General features: G+C 64.0%; 26 protein-coding genes. 12 read left to right on the forward strand and 14 right to left on the reverse strand.

All coding sequences use genetic code 11. From position 1 onward, the window contains the following. The first annotated feature begins 40 nt into the window (after positions 1-40). Both metK and trmB read left to right on the forward strand, forming a co-directional pair. Positions 41-1267 (forward strand): methionine adenosyltransferase, encoded by a 1227-nt coding sequence (gene metK, locus U0S50_RS11205; RefSeq protein ID WP_322308867.1) that lies wholly within the window; start codon positions 41-43, stop codon positions 1265-1267. A 52-nt stretch (positions 1268-1319) separates the two neighbouring features. Further along, a complete protein-coding gene (gene trmB, locus U0S50_RS11210) occupies positions 1320-2033 on the forward strand; it encodes a tRNA (guanine(46)-N(7))-methyltransferase TrmB (RefSeq protein WP_322308868.1) in 714 nt (237 codons plus the stop codon). Between the two features lie 20 nt (positions 2034-2053). On the opposite strand, the gene U0S50_RS11215 is transcribed toward trmB, so the two are convergent. The 3 genes from U0S50_RS11215 to U0S50_RS11225 all read right to left on the reverse strand — a co-directional run bounded on the left by U0S50_RS11215 (position 2054) and on the right by U0S50_RS11225 (position 4696). Continuing rightward, positions 2054-3022 carry an acyl-CoA dehydrogenase family protein gene (locus U0S50_RS11215; RefSeq protein WP_322308869.1) on the reverse strand — a complete coding sequence of 323 codons (969 nt, stop codon included), beginning with the start codon at positions 3020-3022 and terminating at the stop codon, positions 2054-2056. 4 nt (positions 3023-3026) lie between these two features. Then, the gene (locus U0S50_RS11220) at positions 3027-4178 is read right to left on the reverse strand and encodes an acyl-CoA dehydrogenase family protein (RefSeq protein WP_322308870.1); all 1152 of its coding nucleotides are present in this window, start codon (positions 4176-4178) and stop codon (positions 3027-3029) included. A 185-nt stretch (positions 4179-4363) separates the two neighbouring features. After that, entirely contained in the window at positions 4364-4696 is a 333-nt protein-coding gene (locus U0S50_RS11225) for a hypothetical protein (protein ID WP_322308871.1), read from the reverse strand. A gap of 83 nt (positions 4697-4779) precedes the next feature. Here U0S50_RS11225 and U0S50_RS11230 point away from each other — a divergent pair, with 83 nt between their 5' ends. After that, complete coding sequence (locus U0S50_RS11230; RefSeq protein WP_322308872.1) at positions 4780-5706, forward strand: LysR family transcriptional regulator; 927 nt, start codon at positions 4780-4782, stop codon at positions 5704-5706. Positions 5707-5877: 171 nt separating this feature from the next. After that, entirely contained in the window at positions 5878-6648 is a 771-nt protein-coding gene (locus U0S50_RS11235; RefSeq protein ID WP_322308873.1) for a sulfite exporter TauE/SafE family protein, read from the forward strand. A 63-nt stretch (positions 6649-6711) separates the two neighbouring features. On the opposite strand, the gene U0S50_RS11240 is transcribed toward U0S50_RS11235, so the two are convergent. After that, positions 6712-7263 carry a hypothetical protein gene (locus U0S50_RS11240; protein WP_322308874.1) on the reverse strand — a complete coding sequence of 184 codons (552 nt, stop codon included), beginning with the start codon at positions 7261-7263 and terminating at the stop codon, positions 6712-6714. Positions 7264-7540: 277 nt separating this feature from the next. On the opposite strand from U0S50_RS11240, the gene U0S50_RS11245 reads away from it, so the two are divergent. Then, positions 7541-8677 carry a beta-ketoacyl-ACP synthase III gene (locus U0S50_RS11245; protein WP_322308875.1) on the forward strand — a complete coding sequence of 379 codons (1137 nt, stop codon included), beginning with the start codon at positions 7541-7543 and terminating at the stop codon, positions 8675-8677. 19 nt (positions 8678-8696) lie between these two features. On the opposite strand, the gene U0S50_RS11250 is transcribed toward U0S50_RS11245, so the two are convergent. Genes U0S50_RS11250 through hisB form a run of 5 tightly spaced genes read right to left on the reverse strand, consistent with a single transcriptional unit; the run spans position 8697 to position 12568 of the window. Next, positions 8697-9770: an ionic transporter y4hA gene (locus U0S50_RS11250; RefSeq protein ID WP_322308876.1), complete on the reverse strand. Its 1074-nt coding sequence runs from the start codon at positions 9768-9770 to the stop codon at positions 8697-8699. A 56-nt stretch (positions 9771-9826) separates the two neighbouring features. Further along, positions 9827-10591, reverse strand: a complete 765-nt coding sequence (gene hisF, locus U0S50_RS11255; protein ID WP_322308877.1) for an imidazole glycerol phosphate synthase subunit HisF — start codon at positions 10589-10591, stop codon at positions 9827-9829. Between the two features lie 49 nt (positions 10592-10640). Then, positions 10641-11375, reverse strand: coding sequence for a 1-(5-phosphoribosyl)-5-[(5-phosphoribosylamino)methylideneamino]imidazole-4-carboxamide isomerase (gene hisA / locus U0S50_RS11260; protein ID WP_322308878.1), 735 nt, complete (start codon positions 11373-11375; stop codon positions 10641-10643). Beyond that, a complete protein-coding gene (gene hisH / locus U0S50_RS11265; RefSeq protein WP_322308879.1) occupies positions 11363-11971 on the reverse strand; it encodes an imidazole glycerol phosphate synthase subunit HisH in 609 nt (202 codons plus the stop codon). The genes hisA and hisH overlap by 13 nt, the downstream gene beginning before the upstream one ends. A gap of 9 nt (positions 11972-11980) precedes the next feature. Continuing rightward, a complete protein-coding gene (hisB, locus tag U0S50_RS11270; RefSeq protein WP_322308880.1) occupies positions 11981-12568 on the reverse strand; it encodes an imidazoleglycerol-phosphate dehydratase HisB in 588 nt (195 codons plus the stop codon). A gap of 96 nt (positions 12569-12664) precedes the next feature. Here hisB and U0S50_RS11275 point away from each other — a divergent pair, with 96 nt between their 5' ends. The 4 genes from U0S50_RS11275 to U0S50_RS11290 are packed head-to-tail and all read left to right on the forward strand — an operon-like array spanning position 12665 to position 15266. Next, on the forward strand, positions 12665-13147 hold the full coding sequence (locus tag U0S50_RS11275; protein ID WP_322308881.1) for an SspB family protein: 483 nt from the start codon (positions 12665-12667) through the stop codon (positions 13145-13147). A gap of 4 nt (positions 13148-13151) precedes the next feature. After that, the gene (locus U0S50_RS11280; RefSeq protein WP_322308882.1) at positions 13152-13463 is read left to right on the forward strand and encodes a hypothetical protein; all 312 of its coding nucleotides are present in this window, start codon (positions 13152-13154) and stop codon (positions 13461-13463) included. Then, a complete protein-coding gene (fumC, locus tag U0S50_RS11285) occupies positions 13460-14875 on the forward strand; it encodes a class II fumarate hydratase (protein ID WP_322308883.1) in 1416 nt (471 codons plus the stop codon). The genes U0S50_RS11280 and fumC overlap by 4 nt, the downstream gene beginning before the upstream one ends. 22 nt (positions 14876-14897) lie before the next feature. Next, on the forward strand, positions 14898-15266 hold the full coding sequence (locus U0S50_RS11290) for a hypothetical protein (RefSeq protein WP_322308884.1): 369 nt from the start codon (positions 14898-14900) through the stop codon (positions 15264-15266). A gap of 87 nt (positions 15267-15353) precedes the next feature. On the opposite strand, the gene U0S50_RS11295 is transcribed toward U0S50_RS11290, so the two are convergent. After that, positions 15354-15917 carry a DUF2585 domain-containing protein gene (locus tag U0S50_RS11295; RefSeq protein WP_322308885.1) on the reverse strand — a complete coding sequence of 188 codons (564 nt, stop codon included), beginning with the start codon at positions 15915-15917 and terminating at the stop codon, positions 15354-15356. 52 nt (positions 15918-15969) lie between these two features. Here U0S50_RS11295 and gmk point away from each other — a divergent pair, with 52 nt between their 5' ends. Next, positions 15970-16632 carry a guanylate kinase gene (gene gmk, locus U0S50_RS11300; protein WP_322308886.1) on the forward strand — a complete coding sequence of 221 codons (663 nt, stop codon included), beginning with the start codon at positions 15970-15972 and terminating at the stop codon, positions 16630-16632. 37 nt (positions 16633-16669) lie between these two features. On the opposite strand, the gene U0S50_RS11305 is transcribed toward gmk, so the two are convergent. The 4 genes from U0S50_RS11305 to U0S50_RS11320 form a co-directional block, all read right to left on the reverse strand. Further along, positions 16670-17107 (reverse strand): acyl-CoA thioesterase, encoded by a 438-nt coding sequence (locus tag U0S50_RS11305; protein ID WP_322308887.1) that lies wholly within the window; start codon positions 17105-17107, stop codon positions 16670-16672. A 1-nt stretch (position 17108) separates the two neighbouring features. Further along, positions 17109-17891 (reverse strand): SDR family NAD(P)-dependent oxidoreductase, encoded by a 783-nt coding sequence (locus tag U0S50_RS11310; protein WP_322308888.1) that lies wholly within the window; start codon positions 17889-17891, stop codon positions 17109-17111. Between the two features lie 144 nt (positions 17892-18035). After that, on the reverse strand, positions 18036-19205 hold the full coding sequence (locus U0S50_RS11315) for an acetyl-CoA C-acetyltransferase (protein ID WP_322308889.1): 1170 nt from the start codon (positions 19203-19205) through the stop codon (positions 18036-18038). A gap of 57 nt (positions 19206-19262) precedes the next feature. Next, positions 19263-20417: an acyl-CoA dehydrogenase family protein gene (locus tag U0S50_RS11320; protein ID WP_322308890.1), complete on the reverse strand. Its 1155-nt coding sequence runs from the start codon at positions 20415-20417 to the stop codon at positions 19263-19265. 233 nt (positions 20418-20650) lie between these two features. On the opposite strand from U0S50_RS11320, the gene U0S50_RS11325 reads away from it, so the two are divergent. Both U0S50_RS11325 and U0S50_RS11330 read left to right on the forward strand, forming a co-directional pair. Continuing rightward, entirely contained in the window at positions 20651-21520 is an 870-nt protein-coding gene (locus tag U0S50_RS11325; RefSeq protein ID WP_322308891.1) for an SMP-30/gluconolactonase/LRE family protein, read from the forward strand. 120 nt (positions 21521-21640) lie between these two features. Continuing rightward, positions 21641-23839, forward strand: a complete 2199-nt coding sequence (locus U0S50_RS11330) for a M3 family metallopeptidase (RefSeq protein ID WP_322308892.1) — start codon at positions 21641-21643, stop codon at positions 23837-23839. Positions 23840-23878 lie beyond the last annotated feature (39 nt).

The following is a 23878-nucleotide window of genomic DNA, read 5'->3' on the forward strand; positions in this document are numbered from 1 at the left end:
ACATAAACTTTTCTTTATATTTGGATAGAACAAGGCCTTCATGCGCAACAGCTTCCTTTTCACATCCGAAAGCGTGTCCGAAGGACATCCCGACAAGGTGGCGGACCAGGTCAGCGATTCGATCGTCGACCTTTTCCTTGCAAAAGATCCTGAGGCCCGCGTGGCGTGCGAGACGCTGACCACGACGCAACTCATCGTTCTGGCCGGAGAAATCCGTTGCAAGGGCGTTTATGAAAACGGCGAATGGGCCCCCGGTGCGCTCGAAGAGATTGAAACGACCGTGCGCAACACGGTGAAGGACATCGGTTACGAACAGGATGGCTTCCACTGGAAAAATCTGCGTTTTGAAAATAATCTGCATGGCCAGTCGGCGCATATCGCGCAGGGTGTCGACGAAGGCGCCGACAAGGACGAAGGCGCCGGCGATCAAGGGATCATGTTCGGCTATGCGTCGGATGAAACCCCCGACCTGATGCCCGCGACGCTCGACTATAGCCACAAGATCCTCCAGCGCATGGCGGACGATCGCAAGGCGGGGATCGCCCCGTTCCTTGAGCCTGATGCCAAAAGCCAGGTCACGCTGCGCTATGCCAATGAACGCCCGGTGGAGGCGACCGCGATCGTCGTGTCGACCCAGCACGCACCTGGCTACTTCTTCCACAATGGCGAGGGCGATGAAGCCCGCTATGCGGAACTGCGCAAATATGTGCTCGGCGTGATCGCCGACGTGCTGCCGGCCGAGCTGCTGACGGCCAACACCGTCTATCACATCAACCCGACCGGCCGCTTCGAAATCGGCGGTCCCGACGGCGACGCTGGCCTGACCGGACGCAAGATCATCGTCGACACCTATGGCGGCGCCAGCCCGCACGGCGGCGGGGCGTTCAGCGGCAAGGACCCCACCAAGGTCGATCGCTCGGCCGCCTATATCACCCGTTATCTGGCCAAGAATATCGTCGCGGCGGGCCTCGCGCGCCGCTGCACAATCCAATTGAGCTATGCGATCGGCGTTGCCGAACCGCTGTCGGTCTATGTCGACCTGCACGGCACCGCCAGCGAGGGTGTGACCGAAGCTGCGCTCGAACAGCTGCTGCCGCAGCTCGTGCGCCTGACGCCGAAGGGCATCCGCACCCACCTCGGCCTCAACAAACCAATCTACAAGCAGACCGCCGCCTATGGCCATTTCGGTCGCCAGGCGAACGGCGACGCCTTTCCGTGGGAACGCACCGACCTTGTCGGCCAGCTGAAGGCGGCCTTCGACAAGTGACGCCCGGCCGGGGCGCTTGCCGCCCCGGCACAAGGCCGCTAGGGCGCGCGCCATGACTGCGTATAAATCCGGCGATCCGACCACGCTCAACCGCCTTTATGGCCGCGCCAAGGGCAAGCCCCTTCGCGCCGGCCAACAGGATCTGGTCGACAATCTGCTACCGCAGATCGCGGTCCCAGTGGAAGGTGATATCACCGCCGACCGGCTGTTCGGCTATGATCGCCCGCTGCATTTCGAAATCGGCTTTGGCGGCGGCGAGCATATGGCCGGCCGCGCCGACATGCTTCCCGACCACGGCTTCATCGGCGCAGAGCCCTTTGTCAACGGCGTTGCGCAGGCGTTGGTCCATCTATCGGGCGACCATGGCGCCCATCCGCCTCTCGGCAATGTTCGGATCCACCATGGCGATGCGCTCGAAATATTGCGCCGCATTCCGGACGGAACGCTTTCCTTTGCCTATCTGCTGCATCCCGACCCTTGGCCGAAGGCGCGCCACGCCAAACGGCGGATGATGAACGACGGCCCGGTCGATCTGATCGCCGCCAAGATGAAGCCGGGAGGCGAATTCCGTTTCGGCACCGATCACCCCGTCTATCTCGCCCATGCCCTGATGGTGATGCGCCGTCACCGGCATCAGTTCGAATGGCTGGCCCAGGACGCAAAGGACTTCCTCGTCCGCCCGGGTGGCTGGCCCGAGACGCGCTATGAAGCAAAGGCCCGCGTGCAAGGGCACGAAGTGTGGTATTTTCGCTATCGCCGTATCTGACGGCGCGCCTCATCGCCCGATCAACGGGTTTCGGCGAAAATTGCAGTCCGCACATAATCGACCGAGCGGACCTCGCTCGCCAACCGCGCGGCGCCGAGCTGGCGGTTCCAATAGGCCTCGCCACCATCGGCGAGCCGCCATTCGTGCAGCCGGCGAGTTAAAAGCTGAAGATCATATTCGGCGCTGATCCCGATTGCCCCGTGCACCGCATGGGCCGTGGCCGCGACCCGCGCCGCAGCGCGGCTGGCGACCGACTTGGCGGTCGCCGCAGCCTCTGGACGGGGAGGAAAGCCGCTCGCAGCGCCAAGCTGTGAGGCCAGCCGCGCGGCAACCGTTTCCTCGGCCATCACCGCCATCTGCTGTTGCAACGCCTGCTGGCGCCCGATCGGCTTGCCGAATTGCAGGCGCTCCCCCGCATAGGCGGCGGTCATTTCGGTAAGCCGTTCGGCCGCCCCGGCAATCAGGCTGGCGCGCAGCACCGCTGCGCTCGAACGCAGACCGCCCACGGGTGGCGCCCGGCCGCCAGACGGCAGACTGTCCCAGCGCATTCGCGCTGAAAGGTCGCCAACGACGCCGGTCGGGGTCGTCGCAATCGACGCCGTATCGACCAGGTGAAGCCCGTCGCCGCCATCGATGAGCAGATACGCCGCGATCCGTCCCGACGGCACGACAACCTCCTGCCCAGCGCGGGCAGTGGCGAGTGCGATCGGACCGGCGGGCGCATCGCCGCACAGCCCACGCGCGATCATCGTCTCCCCCACCGGCAGCGGCACCGCGCGGCGCCCCAGTGCCATCCACAATGGCTGAACCTCGGTGAGCGGCAATCCCGCGCCACCGCGCTCTTCCGGTACCAAGGCATCGAGGAAGCCTGATTCGGCGATAGCGCCCCACATCGCGCTGCCATCGCCGCTGCTCTCGATGGCCCGCACCGCTGCCGGGGTCACGATCTGTTCGAGCATATGCTCAAAAGGAGCCAGAAACTCGCTCATATCCTCACCGCAATCCCAGCCCGCGCGCTATAATTCCGCGCAAAATCTCGCGCGTACCGCCGCGCAGCGAAAAGCTCGGAGCAATATGGGTCACATACAGCAGCGCCCGATAAAGCTCTGCATCGACCGGCTGGTCGGGATGGGCGGCAAGATCGCGGCCGATCGCATCCGGCAGTTCCTGTTCAAAGCCGGTGCCCAGATCCTTGACCAGCGATGCTTCGACCACCGGACTTTCGCCGCGTGCCAACCGCGCGGTGCAGGCAAGAGACATTGCGCGCAACGTCGCCAGCCGCGCGGTGAATTCGCCGACCAGGTCAAGCGTCGCCACATCATCGCGCACCGCGGTGCGCAGATGCGTGATCCACGCATCGAGCAATATGACGCTCGAATAGATGCGTTCCGGCCCGCTGCGCTCGAAGGCCAGCTCAGCGGTGACCTGTTTCCATCCGTCGCCCGCCTCGCCGATCAATGCATCGTGCGGCAGGTCGACATTGTCGAAGAAAACCTCGGCAAAATGGGCATCGCCGGTCAGATCGGAGATCGGTCGAACGCTGACCCCCGGCGCTTTCAGGTCGATGATCAGCTGCGACAGGCCGGCATGCCGATCATCGACCGTTCCCGATGTGCGGACGAGCGCGATCATATAATCGCCGTGTACGGCATTGCTGGTCCAGATTTTCTGCCCGTTGACGCGCCAACCGGTTGCGGTGGCCTCGGCTCGAGTCCTTACGCTCGCCAGGTCGGACCCTGCCCCCGGCTCGCTCATCCCGATACAAAAGACCAGTTCGCCGCGGCAGATCGGCGGAATATAGGCCCGGCGCTGAGCTTCATTGCCGAAATTCAGAATCAGGGGAGCGCTTTGCCGGTCAGCGATCCAGTGCGCGGCAACCGGCGCGCCAACCGCCAACAACTCCTCGACCACGACGAAACGGGCAAAGGCCCCCCGGCCGCCGCCGCCATATTGCGGGGGCAGAGTGAGGCCGAGGAAGCCTGCGGCGCCCAGGCGGCGGCTGAAAGCACGGTCGAAGCCCATCCACGAGCGTGCACGCACATCGGTAGGCATATCTGCCGTCGCCGACTCGGCCAGCTCACGAACCGCAGGCCGGAGCGCGTCATCCTCGGCGGGCAGCGCCGCCAGGGTCAAGGTATCGAACAATCCTCTCTCCCTCCTCCCGTCGCGGACACGATGCCCTGAACCTGGCGGGCGTGCAACGCGCCAGACGTCCGGAACGCGCCTTCATATCAAAACAGATGGGGCGGCACCTGCAGGGCCGCCCCAGTGGTTTGTCCGTCGGGGAGAGGGAGAGGACGGACCGGAGATTGGTGTCAGATCTGATGCAATCAGCGCGATGCCATGCGGGCGTCGGGCTCGACTTCGGCAACGCCGGTGATCTTCAGGGCGGTACGGAACTGCTTGGCGGCGGCGCGCTCATTGCCGGCCTCGCACAGCTTCACGCCGGTCGCGACATAGCGCTTCGCGCTCTGTTGCTTGCTGCCTTCGGCGCCGTCAGCGGCGGCACGGGCCTGCTCGACCAGCCCGGCACAGCGATAGTCGCTTTCACCGGCATAGGCCGGCGAGGTCGAAGCCAGAAGACCGCCGAAAGCCAGTGCCGAGGCGGCCACCACAGCGAAAGCGGACGGAAAATAACGGAAAGAGGAGAGCTGATAGGACATGGGAGAGGTTCCTTTCGTTTCGTTGTGAAACTTTTATACACGCGCTTGCGCACATAGATAATCGCCTATAATCTGCAAGTGCTTTGAAGCAGGATTTAACAATCCCTCATGGGGCGCTCGACGGGATCGAGGCTTTCCTGCGTGTCGCGGAGCGGAGGAGCTTTTCTGCGGCGGCGGCTGACCTCGGCGTATCCCCTTCAGCGATCAGCCAGACGGTGAAGGCACTCGAAGCGCGCGTCGGCGCCCCGCTGTTCATGCGCACAACGCGCAGCGTCGGGCTGACACAGGCGGGTGAGATGTTTCTCGAACGGGCCGCCCCCGCCTATTCAGGGCTGGCCGACGCCTATGAGGCCGCCCGCAATCTCGGCAACCGGCCTGCAGGAAGGCTGCGCATCAACCTGATGCGCGGTGCCGTACAGCCGATGTTCGAACCGATCATCGCGGGCTTTTGCGAAACCTACCCCGACATCGAGCTCGAAATCTTCGCCGACGACGCGCTTGCCGATCTCAGCGCGGGCGGTTTCGACGCCGGGGTCCGGATGGGCGAGGCGCTTGACGCCGACATGGTCGCAGTGCGCCTGACCGGCCCGTTCCGTTTCGTCGTTGCGGCTGCGCCATCCTATGTCGCGAAACACGGCCGCCCCGAAACACCCGAAGCGCTGCGCGACCATCGCTGCGTGCGCTTTCGCCTGTCGACCGGCGCGCTCATGCCCTGGACCTTTGCGAAGGGAAATCGCGAGTTCGAAGTCGCCGTCACCGGCCCGGTCATCGTCAACGACTGGATCGCCGCCATGGTCGCGATGCGCACTGGGGTTGCGGTCGGCATGCTGGCCGAACCCGTCGCAAAAGCGATGGTGGAGGCGGGCGAACTCGAACTGTTGCTGACCGAGCATGCGTCATCGACATCCGGGCTTTTCCTCTATTACCCCAGCCGCAAGCAGGTGATGCCCAAATTGCGCGCCTTCATCGATTATGTGCGCGAACATCTTCCCGACGATTTGCGTCGCTAGCTCCGTCCCGCGAGGGCACCGAGCCCCGCACTGATACAGGCCGCGCCATGGCGGCGCACGATCTCGGTCCGGCGCAGAAACAAATCCCTTCATCGCCAGCAGAAAAATTGGGCTGGCACGGGCACGAAAAAGCGGGCAGCCAGTTCTCAACAAAAGAGGTTGGGATAGTTCATGGCTGAGATTCTGGCGTTCGATTTTACGGCGATTCTTCCCTTCATCCTGATCGGCTTTGCCGCGCAGCTCGTCGATGGCGCGCTCGGCATGGCGTTTGGCGTCATCTGCAATACATTGCTCGTCGCGGTGATGGGCGTGCCCCCCGCGACCGCATCGGCACGCATCCATGTCGTCGAAGTGTTCACGACCGCTGTGTCGGGGATCAGTCACATGATCCAAAAGAATATCGAGTGGTCGCTGTTCTTCCGTCTGCTGATCCCCGGCATCATCGGCGGTGTGAGCGGAGCCTATCTGCTCACCTCGCTCGACGGCGACGTCGTCAAGCCCTTCATCCTCGGCTATCTGGTCGCGGTCGGCATCTGGCTGCTCATCCGCGGCCTCCTCTATCCCCCCAAATTTCGCAAGCCAAAGGTGATCGCGCCGCTCGGCCTGCTCGGCGGTTTCCTCGACGCGGCCGGCGGCGGCGGCTGGGGCCCGGTGGTGACATCGAACCTGCTGGTCCAGGGCGCCGAACCGCGCAAGGTGGTCGGGACCGTCAACAGCGTCGAATTTTTTCTGACCCTGGCCGTGTCGGCGACCTTCATCTGGCATCTGGGACTGGCCGACATCGCGGGCGCCACGCTCGGCCTGCTGATCGGCGGGGTGATCGCCGCCCCGCTCGGCGCCTTCATGGCCAAGCGCTTCTCGCCCAAGCTGCTGCTGGTGCTGGTCGGCGTGGTCCTGACCGCCACGAGCAGCTTTGGCCTGTGGCGGTTTCTCGCGGGTTAGGAGGCACGCGCATCGGCGCCACCCCCTGTGACGGACACAAGCGCCCCTCCCTTGTGCCCGATATCAGTTCGCCGGCCGCGTCTCGTCGATCTTTTCCACCCATTCGGGATAGAAACTCGGCTCGCGCGCCGACCAGCCGGGGGCGGTGGCGGCCGCTTCGCTGATCGATTGCAGCAGCAGCTTGCGCTTGTCGGGGTGAAGGTGCGGCAGCGATGCCGCGGCGCAAAAGGCACCGGGCAGCCACGGCCGGGCATGGGCACCCAAAAGCCGTTCGTAGAGGAAGCGATAGGCCGCAAAGCCCGGCAGCCGGTCCTGCCCCAGATCAAAGGCCGATACCGCGACGAGCGGCGCCATGAAGCCTTCGAGCGCATCGAGACCGCTGTCGTCGGGAATATGTGTCCGGATCTCGGCCAATCGCTGATAGACCTTGGCCTGTACGCGGATCGCGGTTTCCTCGACCATATCGCGCGACCAGCGGACGATCGCATCGTCGCGTTCCAGCCCCACGTCGAGCGAGCGGCGGATATACCGCTGCGTCGCAGCCGGAAAGCCCGCGAATTCCTTGATTTCGGCAAGGGACAGGTCGCCCGCGGCCGGTCCTGAACGTGTAGCCATGGTCATGCTCCCGCTCGGCGCCCGAAGAGCCATCCCCCCGGAGGCCTGCACGAAACAGTCTGCCACTCCATTGGTTAGCGTCAGGTTAACCATTGATCGCAGCCGCCCCCTCGGCCAGCCGGGCACAAATCCGACATTGCCGGAACATCATGTCTCTGGCGCCGATGGGTTGGACAGACAGCACACTGCGCCGGCATATGCCGTGGACATTGCGCGGCGGGCCAGAGCGTTTTAATCAGTCTGTCCTGCAAAAGAGCAAGACAGGCGAAAGAACATCATGTCGCACTCACCCCAGCCGGTGATTTCCGCTACCGGCCTCTACACCCCATCCGAATCGATTTCGAATGACGAGCTGGTCGCGGCCTTCAACGCCTATGTCGCGCTCTACAATCGCGAAAATGCCGATGCCATTGCTGCGGGTGAGCTGTCCGAACTGACCGAATCGAGCGTCGAGTTCATCGAAAAGGCGAGCGGCATCGGATCGCGTTTCGTCGTCGACAAGGACGGCATCCTCGATCCCGCCCACATGGCACCGCGCCTGCCGATGCGATCCAATGACGAATTGTCGGTCCTGGCCGAAATCGGGGTCGCTGCGGCCAGGGATGCGCTCGCACGCGCGGGCCGCGATGCAGCCGATGTCGATGCCGTACTGTGCGCCGCATCGAATATGCAGCGCGCCTATCCCGCCATGGCGATCGAAATCCAGAATGCGCTGGGCATCGACGGCTTTGGCTTTGATATGAACGTCGCCTGTTCGTCGGCCACCTTCGGCATCCAGACCGCCGCCGATTACATCCGCGCCGGCCATGCCAAAAGCGTGCTGGTCGTGAACCCCGAAATCTGTTCGGGCCATTTGAACTGGCGCGACCGCGACAGCCATTTCATCTTCGGCGATGTCGCGACCGCGATTCTGGTCGAGGACAAGGATATCGCACCTGCCGGTCATTGGGACATACTCGGCACCAAGCTGAAAACCGTTTTTTCGAACAATATCCGCAACAATTTCGGCTTTCTGAACCGCACCCACGGCACGATCGACCAGGCCGGCCCCAAGACCGACAAGCTGTTCGTTCAGGAAGGACGAAAGGTATTCAAGGAAGTCGTGCCGATGGTCGCCCAGATGATCGTCGACCAGATGGCCGTGCTCGATCTGCAGGGCAGCGACATGCGCCGCCTGTGGCTGCACCAGGCGAATACCAATATGAACCGCCTGATCGCGCACCGCGTCCTCGGCCACGAGGCCAGCGAGGATGAAAGCCCGACGGTGCTCGACACCTATGGCAACACGTCGAGCGCTGGGTCGATCATCGCCTTTCACCTCCACCATGACGATATGGTGGCGGGCGACACCGGGCTGATCTGCTCTTTCGGCGCCGGCTATTCGGCGGGCACAGTCTTCGTCCGCAAGACCTGATCCCAGCGCCCGCCGCCCCTTACGGGACGAAGGTGGTGAACAGATAGATGGCGAACAACATCAGGTGAATCGTGCCTTGCAGCACGGTGGTCCGCCCGTTCGCCAGCGTCTGCGACGCGACGATCAGCGACAGGAACAACAGCACCGACGATTTGGCATCCAGACCCAGGCTGATCGGCATGTCCGCAAAAATCGACAGCATCGCCACCGCAGGGATGGTGAGGCCGATCGTCGCGAGCGCCGAGCCCAGTGCGAGATTGAGGCTGGTCTGCAACCGGTCGGCGCGCGCCGCGCGGATTGCCGCCACACCTTCGGGCGCGAGCACGAGTGCGGCGATGATCACGCCGAGCACCGCTGGCGGGGCGCCCGCACTCGCCAAAAGATCGCCGATCACCGGTGACAGGTTTTTCGCGAGCAACACGACGGCAACCAGGCTGGCCAGCAGCATCGCGCCCGACAACAAGGTGCGCTGATTGCTCGGCGGTTCGGCATGGGCGTCGGGCTCGCCCACATCCTCGGCGTCGGGCAGGAAATAATAGCGGTGGCGAACGGTCTGGACGAGCGCGAACGTGGCATAGAGGATCAGCGACACCACCGCGACGAACGCAAGCTGGGTGTTCGAATAACGCGGTCCCGGCACGCTCGACGTGAAATTGGGAAGGACGAGCGACACCACCGTCAGCACCGTCAGCGTCGCCAGGGCGGCCCCGATGCCGGTGCGCTGGAAACGCTGTTCATGGTGCCGGATGCTGCCGACCAGCAGGCACAGCCCCATCAGCAGGTTCAATATGACCATGACGGCGGCGAATACCGTGTCGCGGGCCAGCGTTTGCGCCTTTTCGGGTTCGGCCTGCATCAACGCCAGGATCAGTCCCACCTCGATGACTGTCACCGCCAGCGCCAGAATCAGCGTCCCGAAGGGTTCCCCGACCCGGTGCGCCACGACTTCGGCATGATGCACCGCCGCGACGACCGAGCCGCCGAGCACCATGGCGACAAAGACCGGGGACAGACCGATCGACAGGCTCGCCACTGCGACAAGAATGCCCATTATGGGCAGGGCATCGGATGCGTGGCGGCGAAGGATGTTCATCGCCCCTTTTATTGCAGCGCCGTGCGCCGCTGACCAGCCTTGTTCCGATTAAAGGATCAATGGCTCCGGACCGGAAGCCCCGCCGCGGCCAGGCGCGCATGCGCCTCGGCGATCGTGGCCTCGCCGAAATGAAAGATGCTGGCGGCCAGCACCGCGCTCGCGCCGCCTTCGACCACACCGGCAACCAGATGGTCGAGCTGACCGACGCCGCCGCTCGCGATCACGGGTACCGACACGGCGTCGGCGATCGCGCGGGTCAGGGCAAGGTCATAACCATCCTTGGTCCCGTCGCGGTCCATCGAGGTGACGAGCAGCTCGCCCGCGCCGAGTTCGGCAAGCCGCACCGCATGGGCGACCGCATCGACCCCGGTGGGGGTGCGGCCACCGTGGGTAAAGATTTCCCAGCGCCCCTCGGCCACCCGCCGTGCGTCGATGCTGCCAACGGCGCATTGACTGCCGAAGCGGTCGGCGATGTCGGAGACGAGTTCGGGCCGAGCGACAGCGGCGCTGTTCACCGCCACCTTGTCGGCCCCCGCAAGCAACAGCGCGCGCGCATCCTCTGCGCTGCGCACCCCGCCGCCGACGGTCAGCGGCATGAAACAGACCGCAGCGGTCCGGCTGACCATATCGAGCAATGTCCCGCGCCCCTGGTGACTGGCGCCGATGTCGAGGAAACAAAGCTCGTCGGCCCCGGCCGCGTCATAGGCGCGCGCCGCCTCCACCGGATCGCCCGCATCGCGCAGGTCGACGAAATTGACGCCCTTGACGACGCGCCCATCGGCCACGTCGAGGCAGGGAATGACACGCGCCCGAACGGTCATGGCGCGCAGTCACCCAAATCGCCGATTCCCCGAGCTGGGATGACAGACATCATCCGCGCCCCACCGCAATCGCTTCAGCAAGGTCCAGACGGCCATCATAGAGCGCGCGGCCTGTTATCACGCCTTCGATGCCGTCGGCGACCTGCGGGCGCAGCGCATGAATGTCGCCGATATCCGCAACGCCGCCGCTGGCGATCACCGGAATGCCGACCGCCTGCGCCAGCGCGACCGTCGCCGCGACGTTGCAGCCCTTGAGCAGCCCGTCGCGGCCCACGTCGGTAAAGAGCAAGGCAGCGACGCCCGCATCCTCGAAGCGGCGCGCGAGATCCTCGACGCGCACGTCCGAGACATCGGCCCAGCCCTCGGTCGCGACCATGCCGTCGCGGGCATCGACCCCGACGACGATCCGGCCGGGCAAATCGCGCGCCGCGGTCTTGACGAAATCCGGGTCCTTGAGCGCGGCGGTGCCGATGATCACCCGCTCGACGCCCAGCGCCAGCCAGCGGTCGACCCCGGCCCGGTCGCGGATACCGCCGCCGACCTGCACCTTTCCGGGAAAGGCAGCGATGATGTTTTCCACCGCCGCACCGTTGACGCTTTCTCCCGCAAAGGCGCCATCGAGATCGACAACATGCAGATGCGACGCGCCGGCATCGGCGAAAATCCGGGCCTGCGCCGCTGGATCATCGCCATAGACGGTCGCCCGCGCCATATCGCCCTCGGCCAGTCGCACTACCTGCCCGCCCTTGAGGTCGATGGCCGGAAAGATGATCAGGGGCGCCATTTCAAAAATCTCTCCAGCGTCGCAAGGCCGTAGGCCTGACTTTTTTCGGGGTGGAACTGAACGCCGACAATATTGTTCCGTGCCACTGCGGCGACAAATGGGCCGCCATGACTGCTCGTCGCCGCAACATCCGCCGCATCGGCGAAATGATAGCCATGCAGATAATAAGCCTCACCGCGCGCGATCACCGGATGCGCAAAGGCGGGCTCGACATCGTTCCACCCCATATGCGGAATGCGCAATCCAGGCTGCGGGGCAAAGGCGCGCACCGTACCGGGAATCCAGCCCAGACCCTGATGGCGGCCGTGTTCCTCGCCTGCATCGGCAAGCAATTGCATGCCGACACAAATACCGAGGAAGGGGGCGCCCTCGCGGCGCACCCGGCGCTCCATCGCATCGACCAGCCCCGGGATGGCAGACAGGCCGTTCATGCAGGCGGCAAAGGCGCCGACACCGGGCAGGACGATATGATCGGCCTTCGCCACGACATCGGGGTCGGCGGTCACGGCGACCCCGTCCGCTCCCGCGGCGACAAGCGCATTGTGCACCGAACGAAGATTGCCGGCGCCATAGTCGATCAGGGCAATGGCGCTCATCGGACGGACCTAGAGGACCCCCTTGGTCGACGGGATGGCATCGCCCTTGCGCGGATCGATTTCGACCCCCTGGCGCAGCGCGCGCGCCAGCGCCTTGTAAAGGCTCTCGGCGATGTGGTGGTTGTTCTCACCATATAGGGTTTCGATGTGCAGCGTGATCCCTGCGGCTTGCGAAAAGCTGTGAAACCAGTGCGAAAAAAGCTCAGTGTCCATTTCGCCAAGCCGCGGCTGCGAAAAACCCGATTTCCAGACGCAGTGCGGGCGTCCGGAAATGTCGAGAATGCACCGGGTCAGCGTTTCGTCCATCGGGGCATGCGCCTCGCCGTAACGGGCAATGCCGCGCTTGTCGCCGAGCGCTTTTGCGACGGCCTCACCCAGCGCGAGCGCCGAATCCTCGACCGTGTGATGCTGGTCGACATGCAGATCGCCCTTCACGGTCATCGCAATGTCGATCAGCGAATGACGCGACAATTGTTCGACCATATGATCGAGAAAGCCGATGCCGGTCGAAACCGAATATTCGCCGCTACCGTCCAGATTGACGGTGATCGCGATATCCGTTTCCTTCGTGGTTCGCTGGACGGTGGCGCTACGCATGGTCGCCCCTTTAGCACCCACTTTTCGCAGTGCAAGGCACCTATCCCCCTTCGACCCTCTTGACCGGCGCGCGTCACCCGTTCATCCCCCTGCCCCATGAGTGACGATGTCCGCGACAGCCTGATTCCCTATGACGAAATTGTGCAGGATGCGCTGCGCGCCGTGGTCGGCCGCGTGCTGTCCCAGGTCGAAGGGACCGACAGCCTGCCGGGCGACCATCATTTCTATATCACTTTCAAGACACAGGCGGCCGGCGTCGACATTCCGCCGCATCTGGTCGCCAAGTTTCCCGATGAAATGACGATCGTTCTCCAGAATCGTTTCTGGGACCTGACCGTCGCGTCGGATCATTTCAGCGTCGGCCTGTCGTTCAACCAGACCCCGTCGATCCTGACCATCCCCTATGCCGCGATCACCGCATTCGTCGATCCGTCGGTCGATTTCGGGCTGCAGTTCCAGGTCAGCGATGACGAATTGACCGGCCCCGAACCGCATGACGAAGCCGACAACGACCGTCCCGAGGTGTCGAGCGAGGACGGGTCGAACGTCGTGACGGTGGATTTCGGCAAAAAGAGGTAGCGGGGTGGGCGCCGGCTGGCCCCCGAGCCGTTTCTGGCAATATTGGGCAATCGCAGGGATGCTCGTGCTGACCGGCACCTTCTGGTGGGCGGTCGAAGGCTATGCGATTTTCCAGACAGCCCGCCCGGCCAACCAGATAGCCGACGGCCTGTTGCGCTTCAGCCTGCTCGCCCTCACGCCTACGCTGCTGCTGGTCTGGATCGTGGCGGCCCCGCTGCGGCGGCGGGTCGGCGACGGCGGCTATTGGCAATTGCTGGGCATTGTCGCGATGATCTGGGCAGCCTCGATCCTGATAACCCGGATTTTGTGGGCATGACCGAAACCCGGATCGAAAGCGACAGCATCGGCGACATAGCGGTTCCGGCCGATGCCTATTGGGGCGCGCAGACCCAACGCTCCATCGATAACTTTCCTTTCGGCGCCCGCGAACGGATGCCGGTCGAGATCGTCCACGCGCTGGCGCTCGTCAAACAGGCGGCGGCACGGGTCAACCGCCGCCACGGCCTGGCGACCGAAAAAGCCGATGCGATCGAAGCCGCCGCGGCAGAGGTCGCCGCGGGCCGCCATGACGATCAATTCCCGCTGGTGATCTGGCAAACCGGCAGCGGCACCCAAAGCAATATGAACGCCAACGAGGTGATCGCCGGCCGCGCCAACGAGATGCTGACCGGCACGCGCGGCGGCAAAGCGCCGGTTCACCCCAATGACGATGTCAACCGCGGCCAATCGTCGAACGACAGTTTCCCGACCGCGATGCATGTCGCGGCGACGATCGCGATGACCCGCCGCCTGATGCCCGCGCTCGACCGGCTGATGGGCGCCCTGCTCGCCAAGGCGCAGGCGTGGGATGGCATCGTCAAGATCGGCCGCACCCATTTGCAGGATGCCACCCCGCTGACATTGGGGCAGGAGTTTTCGGGCTATTATGCACAGCTCCGGCTGTGCCGGACGCGCACCGAACCGATCGTCCAGCACGCCATCACCCGGTTGGCGCAGGGCGGCACCGCGGTCGGAACCGGGCTCAACGCGCCGGCCGGCTTCGCGGAGGATTTCGCTGCCGAAATGGCGGCAATCACCGGTCTCGGCTTTCAAAGCGCGCCGAACAAGTTCGAAGCGTTGGCGAGCCACGACGTGCTCGTCGACCTGTCGGGAAGGCTCAACACGCTGGCGGTCGCGTTGACCAAGATCGCCAACGACATCCGCCTGCTGGGATCGGGGCCACGCGCCGGGCTGGGCGAGATCGAACTGCCCGCGAACGAACCCGGCAGTTCGATCATGCCGGGCAAGGTCAATCCGACCCAGTGCGAAATGCTGACGATGGTGGCCGCACAGGTGATCGGTAATCATCAGGCGGTGACGATCGGCGGGATGCAGGGACATCTCGAACTCAATGTCTTCAAGCCGCTGATCGGCGCCAATATACTGCGCTCGATCGACCTGCTGGCGACGGGGATGGAAGGATTTGCGGCGCGCTGCGTCGACGGGATCGAGCCCAACCGAGCGCGGATCGCCGAGTTGGTCGACCGGTCGCTGATGCTCGTCACTGCACTGGCGCCCGAAATCGGCTATGACAAGGCGGCGAAAATCGCCAAGGCCGCGCATGAAGGCGGCAGCACGCTAAAGGAAGCGGCGCTGGCGCTCGGCTATGTCGATGCCGCGACCTTCGACCGCATCGTCGATCCCGCGACGATGCTGGGCCCGGAACCCAAGCCGCCCACCGGGAATTGATAGGGGGAGGAAGGACATGAAAATGATGGGACGGATCATTGGCGGCGTGCTGGGCAGCGCGATCGGTCGGCAAAAGGGCAATCACCCGATTGCCGGTGCGGTGATCGGCGCAGGGACACTGTTCGCCGCGCGTCGCCTTTTCCCGCAGCGCTATGCCGCGCTCGCCGCCACGGCGGCCGCGGCCTATCTGACCAAGAAATGGGCCGAACGCGCTGAAGAACGCCGCACCGCCGAAGCAGCGCAAAGCGCCGCTGCCAAGCTTGCCGAACAGGGCGGGGTCGATCCCTATGCCGGGGTGGATCATATTCCGACCGACGGCGAAAGCATGGGCGACGCTCTGCCCCCTGCCCTGCCCATCGGCGACGAAGGCAAACGCCCCGCGATACACTAATCACCGGGGCGCTTCGGTTTTGCCGCCAGGTCTTGCCCGCGGCGGCTCGCAAAGCATGGACAAGCCATGGAGCGACGACAACCCAGGCTAACCGCCCGCCTGCCACTCCTTCACCGCCTCGATGGGCGACACCAGCATCAGGACGTTCAGGGTCAGATTGTCGCGGATCGTCCACAGCGTAAACAGTTCAAAAGCGATCGATAGCGCCAGCGTCGCCCACCATCGCATCCGGGTCGCCGCGACGAAACCCACCACCATGAAAGCCGCGTCGCTGACCGAATTGAGGATGGAATCGCCGGCATAGCCATAGGCCATCGTGACCTCGCGATACCGGTTGATGATGACCGGCGAATTTTCGACTATTTCCCACGCACCCTCGATCCCGATCGCCACCGCCAGCGCGACCCACAAGGGCGCGCGGGGCATGGCGAGCCGCGACAGGCCAAAGAAAATGAAACCGTGGATGACGTGGCTGAAACTATACCAGTCGGCCACCTGCTGGCTGTTCTGGTTCGACTGGACAACGCCGTGCCACAGGCTGACGGTGCCGCAGGGACAGATCGGGGGGCGCCCCATCATCATCAGGATAGCCGCGAGCAGCCCAAGCAACAGCGCCGCGACCAGCCATCCGGTTCGTGATATTCCCGCCATCCGGCCTGCCCTTCCCGCTTGACCGCCGCCCGTTCCCGCGCGAATAGCGCCCATGGCTGAAAGCGTCCACCTCAACCGCCGCGGTTTGCTGTTCGTCCTCTCGTCGCCTTCGGGCGCCGGAAAGACAACCATTTCCCGCAAGATGCTCGCCGCCGACCGCGACATCGCCCTGTCGATTTCCGCGACCACCCGGCCGATGCGGCCCGGCGAAGTCGACGGCAAGGACTATCATTTCGTCGACGTTCCGACCTTCAAACAGATGGTCGCCGATGGCGAATTTCTGGAATGGGCGCATGTCTTCGGCCATCGCTATGGCACCCCGCGCGCACCGGTCGAAAAAATGCTGGAGGCCGGCAATGACGTCCTGTTCGACATCGACTGGCAGGGTGCCCAGCAACTCTATCAGGAAGCCGGCCCCGATGTCGTGCGCGTGTTCATCCTGCCGCCCAGCATGGCCGAACTCGAACGCCGCCTGCGCGCGCGCAACACCGACAGCGACGAGGTGATCACAGCGCGAATGGAACGCGCGGCGAACGAGATCAGCCATTGGGACGGGTATGACTATGTGCTCGTCAACGACGATGTCGAAGGCTGTTTCGAACAGGTCATGGCGATCTTGCGCGCCGAACGGATGAAGCGGCGGCGGCAGGTCGGGCTGATCGGCTTTGCCCGCGACCTTATCCGCTCGGTCCCGGACGCCGATACGAAGCTCTGAACCCGCCCCCGGCACCGGCCGGGGACATGAAGGCCGCCTAGGCCGCCTTCGCCAGATTGGCCGACAGCTGCGCCACCATCTCGGCGCGCAGCGGCTTGGCCTGATCGTCGGTGCGGCATACCACCACCGTATCGCAGGTCGCGATCGCGCGGCCGTTCTGGAACATCGCCTGGACGATGGACCAGCTCGACGTGCCAACCCGGCCGATGCCGGTCGCGATCTCGACCGGGTCGGGGAAATTCCCTTCGGCCAGATAGTTGATCTCGACCGCCGCGACCATGGTGCGTTCATTCGCCGGCCGATCGTCGAACGGCCGGATGCGGCGATTCATCAGCACCCGGCCGCTTTCGAACAGCGCGGCAAAGGCCACATTGTTGAGGTGGCCGTTGATGTCCATGTCCTGAAAGCGCGTCTGAAAGCTTTCGCAGACCGGATAGCTGGCGGCATCGAGCCGCCAGCCTTCGGGTTTCGGCATATCAGCGCGGGCCCATGCGGATGCCGCCGTCGAGGCGGACGTCCTCGCCGTTGAAATAGCCATTTTCGATCATGCACATCGCCAGATTGGCATATTCCTGCGGATCGCCGAGCCGCTTCGGATTCAGCACCGACGCGCCCAGCGCATCCTTCACATTCTGCGGCGCCGCGGCGAGCAGCGGGGTGTTGAAAATGCCGGGCAGGATGGTGTTCACGCGGATCGCCTCGGCCGACAGGTCGCGCGCGATCGGCAGGGTCATGCCGACGACGCCGCCCTTCGACGCCGAATAGGCCGCCTGCCCGATCTGGCCGTCCTCGGCCGCGACGCTGGCGGTGTTGACGATCGCGCCGCGTTCGCCGTCCGCCATCGGGTCGAGCGTCATCATGCCCGCCGCCGATTTGGCGATGCAGCGGAAGGTGCCGACAAGGTTGATCTGGATGATCCAGTTGAACGCATCGAGCGGGAAATGCTTGATGCTGCCGTCTTCCTTGCTGCGGCTCGCGGTCTTGATTGCATTGCCGGTGCCCGCACAGTTGACGAGGATGCGTTCCTGGCCGATCGCTTCGCGCGCCTTGGCAAAGGCGGCGTCGACGCTGGCATCGTCAGTGACATTGCATTCGCAGAACACGCCGCCGATTTCCTCGGCGATGGCGATGCCCTTTTCTTCCTGCAGGTCGAAGATCGCGACCTTGACGCCCTTGGCGGCAAGCGCGCGGGCGGTGGCGGCGCCAAGGCCCGAAGCGCCGCCGGTGACAACGGCGGAAACGGTGGAATCAAGTTTCATATCAATTTCCTTTCTGGTTCCGTTCCGACTGGGGAAGAGGCAAGCCTGTCGCCGCCCCATTTCCGAAGGCGCGCAACGTCCCGATTATTCGAGACGCCCTTTCAGCAGGCCCAGCGGCTCCTCAGCGCGAACGGCGGGTCGAGATCAAAGCCGTTCGATGATGGTGACGTTGGCCTGGCCACCGCCTTCGCACATCGTCTGGAGGCCATATTTGCCGCCCGTCGCGTCGAGGACGCCGAGCAGCGTCGCCATCAGCTTGGTGCCGCTGGCGCCGAGCGGGTGGCCAAGCGCGATCGCGCCGCCATGCTGGTTCAAGCGCGCGTGGTCGGCACCCAGATATTTCATCCACGCGAGCGGCACCGGCGCAAAGGCCTCGTTGACTTCATAGGCGTCGATGTCGCCGATGCTCATGCCTGCGCGCTTCAGCGCCTTTTCGGTCGCGAACAGCGGCTCTTCGAGCATGATGACGGGATCTCCTGCCGTCACCGACACATGGTGGATGCGCGCACGCGGGGTCAGGCCATGGTCCTTGAGCGCCTGTTCGGACACGATCAGCACCGCCGACGCGCCATCGCAAATCTGGCTGGAGGTTGCCGCGCTGATCGCGCCGCCTTCCTGAAGCAGCTTGACCCCCGCAATCCCTTCGAGCGTCGCATCGAAACGGATCCCTTCGTCGACAAGGTGCATTTCCTTGCCGTCGGGCGTCTCGATCTCGACCCCGACGATTTCCTTCCGGAAATGGCCAGCCTCGGTCGCCACCTTGGCGCGGCGGTGGCTTTCGAGCGCGAAGGCGTCGAGATCATCCTTGGTAAAGCCATGCTTCTTGACGATCATTTCGGCGCCCATGAACTGGCTGAACATGATGCCGGGATATTTTTCCTCGAGCCGGGGCGATTTATAATTGCCCATGCCTTCCTTCATATAGAGCATCGCGGTCGATCCCATCGGGACGCGCGTCATGCTTTCGATGCCGCTCGCCAGGACGATATCCTGCGTTCCCGACAGCACCGCCTGCGCCGCGAACATCATCGCCTGCTGCGACGATCCGCACTGGCGGTCGATGGTGACGGCGGGGATCGAGTCGGGCAGTTTCGAGGCGAGAACGATGTTGCGCCCGACGTCCATCGTCTGCTCGCCGCCCTGCATCACGCATCCCGTGATGACATCGTCGATCGCGCTGGTGTCGAAATCATTGCGGTCGGCGATCGCGTCGAACACCGCGGCGCCAAGGTCGACGGGGTGGACGCCGGCAAGTTTGCCGCCGCGCTTGCCTCCGGCGGTGCGAACGGCGTCGACAATATATGCTGTGGCCATGGGGGAGTTCCTTTCTGTCTAAAGCCCCTCCCATGAAAGGGAGGGGGGATGTAGTCGTCAGAGCTTGCGCCCGATCAATTCCTTCATGATCTCGTTGGTCCCGCCAAAAATGCGGGTAACGCGCGCCGCGCGCCAGGCGCGCGCGATCGGATATTCGTTCATGTAACCCGCGCCGCCGAACAGTTGCAGGCACTTGTCCATCACCTCCCACTGCAGGTCGGTATGCCACAGCTTCGCCGCCGCGCCCTCTTCGGGGGTCAGTTCCTTTTTCAGATGCCGCGCAAGCGCCCAGTCGAGGTGCGCCCAGCCGACCTGCAATTTCGCTTTCAGGTCAGCAAGGACAAAGCGGCTATTCTGGAAATCGAGGATCGGTTTGCCGAACGCCTTGCGTTCGCGGGTATATGCGACCGTGTCGTCAAAGGCGCGCTGCGCCGACGCCTGCGCGCTGACCGCGATCGACAGCCGCTCCTGCGGCAGCTCGCTCATCAGATAGATGAAGCCCTGCCCCTCTTCGCCAAGGCAGTTGGTGATCGGCACGCGAACATCGTTGAAGAACAGCTCCGACGTGTCGGCCTCGTCTTGCCCGATCTTGTCGAGGTTGCGGCCGCGCTCGAACCCCTCGCGTTCGGCCTCGACCAGCACGATCGACACGCCCTTCCACGCCGGCTGAGCTTCGGGATCGGTCTTGACGCAGACCAGGATCAGATCGGCGTTCTGGCCATTGGTGATATAGGTTTTCGATCCGTTGATGACATAATGATTGCCATCCTTCTTCGCGGTCGTACGCATCCCCTGCAGGTCGCTGCCGGTGCCCGGTTCGGTCATCGCGATCGCGGTGATCACCTCGCCCGCGACCATCTTGGGCAGCCAATGCTTCTTCTGCTCCTCGCTGCCATAGCGGACGATGTAATTGGTGACGATGTCGGACTGGAGGGAAAAGCCGGTGGTCACGCGGCCATAATAGGCGCTTTCCTCATCGACGATCGCATTATAGCCGAAATCGAGCCCCAGCCCGCCATATTCCTCCGGCACCGTCGGGCACAGCAGGCCCAGCTCGCCCGCCTTGGGCCAGATGCTCTTCGGCACGATACCGTCCTCGGCCCATTTCGCCTGATTGGGCGCGACCTCCTTCTCCAGGAACTGGCGCACGGTGGCGCGAAACGCCTCATGATCCTCGGTATAGGCGCTGCGGGCCAGACTATCGAGCGACATCCTCTTTCCTTTCCCTCAGCGGTCGGACGGCATGGGGAAACCGACCGCATCCATGGGCGCGCATCGACGGCGCGGCCCGTTCCGCCAATGGACCTTACGTTTACGTCCACGTCAAGTACAAATGACGCTACGGCCCGAAGTCGGCCCGGTGCGCGGCCGCCCGCATCACGAATAGCTTTTCAACCCCGCCGCCCCGCTGGGCAGTGCCGTCGCCTCTCGCTAGAACCGAACTCATGATCGAACTTCTTCTCGACGCCGGCGCACTGCTCGGCGAATCACCCCGCTGGAATGCCAGCGAATCGCGCCTCTACTGGGTCGATATCGACGCCTGCCTTATCCACCGCACCGATCCCGCGACCGGCACCGACGAGGTGATGCAACTCGACCAGCCGGTTGGCTGCGTCGTTCCGCGGGCTGGCGGCGGGCTGGTCGCGGCGATGAAGGACGGCTGCGCGCTGATCGACGCCTGGGGCGCCGTACCGCGCCCCTTTGGCCCCGCCCCGCTCGCGGGCATCGCCGAACAGCGCTTCAACGACGGCTGCGTCGATTCCGCCGGACGACTGTGGGTCGGCAGCCTGACGAGCGACAAGGCGAACCCGCAGGCGACGCTCTATCGGCTCGACCCCGATGCGTCGATCACCCCCATTTTCGGCGGGCTGACGACCAGCAACGGCGCAGCTTTCAGCCCCGACGGGCGCCATTTCTATCACGCCGACACCCCGACCCATGCCATCCGTATCTATGACGTCGACCCCGACGGCGGCGCGCTGCACAACAGACGATTGTTTCATCAGTTCGCACTCGGCAATGGCCGCCCCGACGGCGGGGCGGTCGATGCCGAAGGCTGTTACTGGTCGGCGCTGTGGGACGGGTGGCGCGTCGTACGCCTCTCGCCCACAGGCGAAATTTTGCAGACGGTCGACCTGCCGGTTCAGCGACCGACGATGATCGCCTTCGGCGGCGCCGATCTTCGGACCGCGTTCGTCACCAGCGCGGGAAAGAATCTAACCGACGCCGAACGCGCGGCACAGCCGCATGCAGGCGGGCTCTTCACCTTCCGGGTCGACGTGCCGGGGCTGTGCCAACCGGGTTTCGCAGCCTAGCGGCCCGACCCTGGCGAATGGGCCTTGCCGCCCATGCTTGCGCTGGTCTGTCATATCCGGTTAAGACGGTCTCCGACATGGTTTCGATCGAAACCTGTTTTCTACCGGGAGATTCCAGATATGCCGCGCAATGCGCCCCCCTCTGCCCGCCGCAAGTCGGCCCGCCCCTTCACGATGCTGCTTGCATCGGCCGCGATGTTCGTGGGTTATAGCCAGATGACGATCGCCGCCACCGAAACCGCCGCGGCGGCCGCGCCCGCCGACGGCAATCCGCTGCTTGCCCCCTGGACCGGTCCCTATGAAGGGGTGCCGCCGTGGGACAAGCTGGACCCCGAACTTTTCCCCACCGCCTTTCCCAAGGCGATGGCTGAAGTGAAGGCAGAGGTTCAGGCGGTGATCGACAATCCCGCAGCGCCGACTTTCGACAACACCCATGTCCCGATGCAGTTGGCCGGCGATACGATGGAACGGCTGTTCGCGCTGTGGGGCGTACAGACGTCGAACAAGTCGAATGACCGGGTCGAGGCGATCGATGCCGAATGGAGCCCGAAGCTCACCAAATTCTATACCGAGCTGTTCCTCGATCCCAAGCTCTTCGCCCGTTACAAGGCGGTGTACGACAAGCGCCACGAAAGCGGCCTCAACGCCCAGCAGATTCGCATCGTCGAACGCAGCTATGACGACATGGTGCGCAATGGCGCCAACTTGTCGCCGGCAAACAAGACAAAGCTGGTCGAGCTGAATTCCAAGCTCGAAGGTTTGTTCTCCGCCTTCTCGTCCAAGCTGCTCGGCGATGAAAAGCTCTACAGCTTCGTCACCGACAAGGCCGAACTCGACGGGCTGGAGCCCGGCTTCGTCGCCTCGCTTGCGGCCGCCGCCGAAGCGCAGGGCAAGCCCGGTCAGTGGGCGATCAAGAACACCCGCTCGTCGGCGCAGCCGGTGCTTCAGAACGCGACCAATCGCGCACTTCGTGAAAAGGTGTGGCGCGCCTTTGTCGGGCGCGGCGACAATGGCGATGCCAACGACACCAAGGCGACGATCGCCGAAATACTGAAACTGCGCCAACAGCGCGCCGAACTGCTCGGCTTTCCGACCCATGCGCACTACCGCATGGCCGACACCATGGCGAAGACCCCCGAAAATGCGATGGGGTTGATGATGAAAGTCTGGCCGGCTGCGGTCGCGCGGGTGAAGGAAGAGGTCGCCGACATGCAGGCGATCGCCGACGCCGAAGCAAAGGCGGGCAAGGGGCCCAAGATCACGATCGAACCCTGGGACTATCGCTATTATGCGGAAAAGGTCCGCAAGGCGAAATATGACCTCGATGAAAGCGAGGTGAAACCCTATCTGCAGCTCGACAAGCTGGTCGACGGCATGTTCTGGGCCGCGGGTCAGCTTTACGATCTGGGCTTCCGCGAAAACACGGGCCAGATCCCGGTATTCGACCCCAAGGTGCGGACCTTTGAGGTCTATAATCTCAAGTCGGGCGAAAATGTCGGCGTCTTCTACCTCGACAATTTCGCGCGCGACGGGAAACGGTCGGGCGCGTGGATGACGACCTATCGCAGCCAGCAGACGCTGGGCGGCGAACGCAATGTGCTCGCGTCGAACAACAATAATTTCACCGAAGCGGCAAAGGGCGAACCGACGCTGATCAGCATCGACGACGCATCGACGCTGTTCCACGAATTCGGCCACGGCATCCACTATTTGCTGCAGCAGGTCTATTACCCGGCACTCGGCGGCGTCCCGCGCGACTTCGTCGAATTCCCCAGCCAGGTGAACGAGAATTGGCTGATGACCCCCGAGGTGCTGTCGAAATATGCGACGCACTATAAAACGGGGGCCCCGATCCCGCAGGCGTTGGTCGACAAGATTCTGGCGTCCGACACCTTCAACCAGGGCTTTTCGACGGTCGAATATCTGGGCAGCGCGATCGTCGACATGAAGCTCCACGATCGCAAGACGCCGCCGACCGACGTAGCGAAGTTCGAACGCGAAACGCTCGCCGAAATCGGCATGCCGCGGGAAATCGTGATGCGGCACCGCCTGCCGCAGTTTGGCCACCTGTTCAGTTCCGACAGCTATTCGGCAGGATATTACAGCTATCTGTGGTCCGAAACGATGGACGCCGATACCTGGGCCGCGTTCACCGAAGCCGGCGGCCCGTGGGACCGCAGCGTCGCCGACAAATTCCGCACCATCCTGTTGATGACCGGCAATGAAACCGACCGGGCGGAGGCTTATCGCGTTTTCCGCGGCCGCGACCCCGATGTGAAGGCGCTGCTGAAGAAGCGCGGCTTCCCGACGGGCGAATAACCCGTGTCCTGCGCGTCCCGGCCCGTGCCGGGGCGGCAG

Origin of the sequence: Sphingopyxis sp., from assembly GCF_034380315.1 — a bacterium.
Taxonomy (GTDB): domain Bacteria; phylum Pseudomonadota; class Alphaproteobacteria; order Sphingomonadales; family Sphingomonadaceae; genus Sphingopyxis.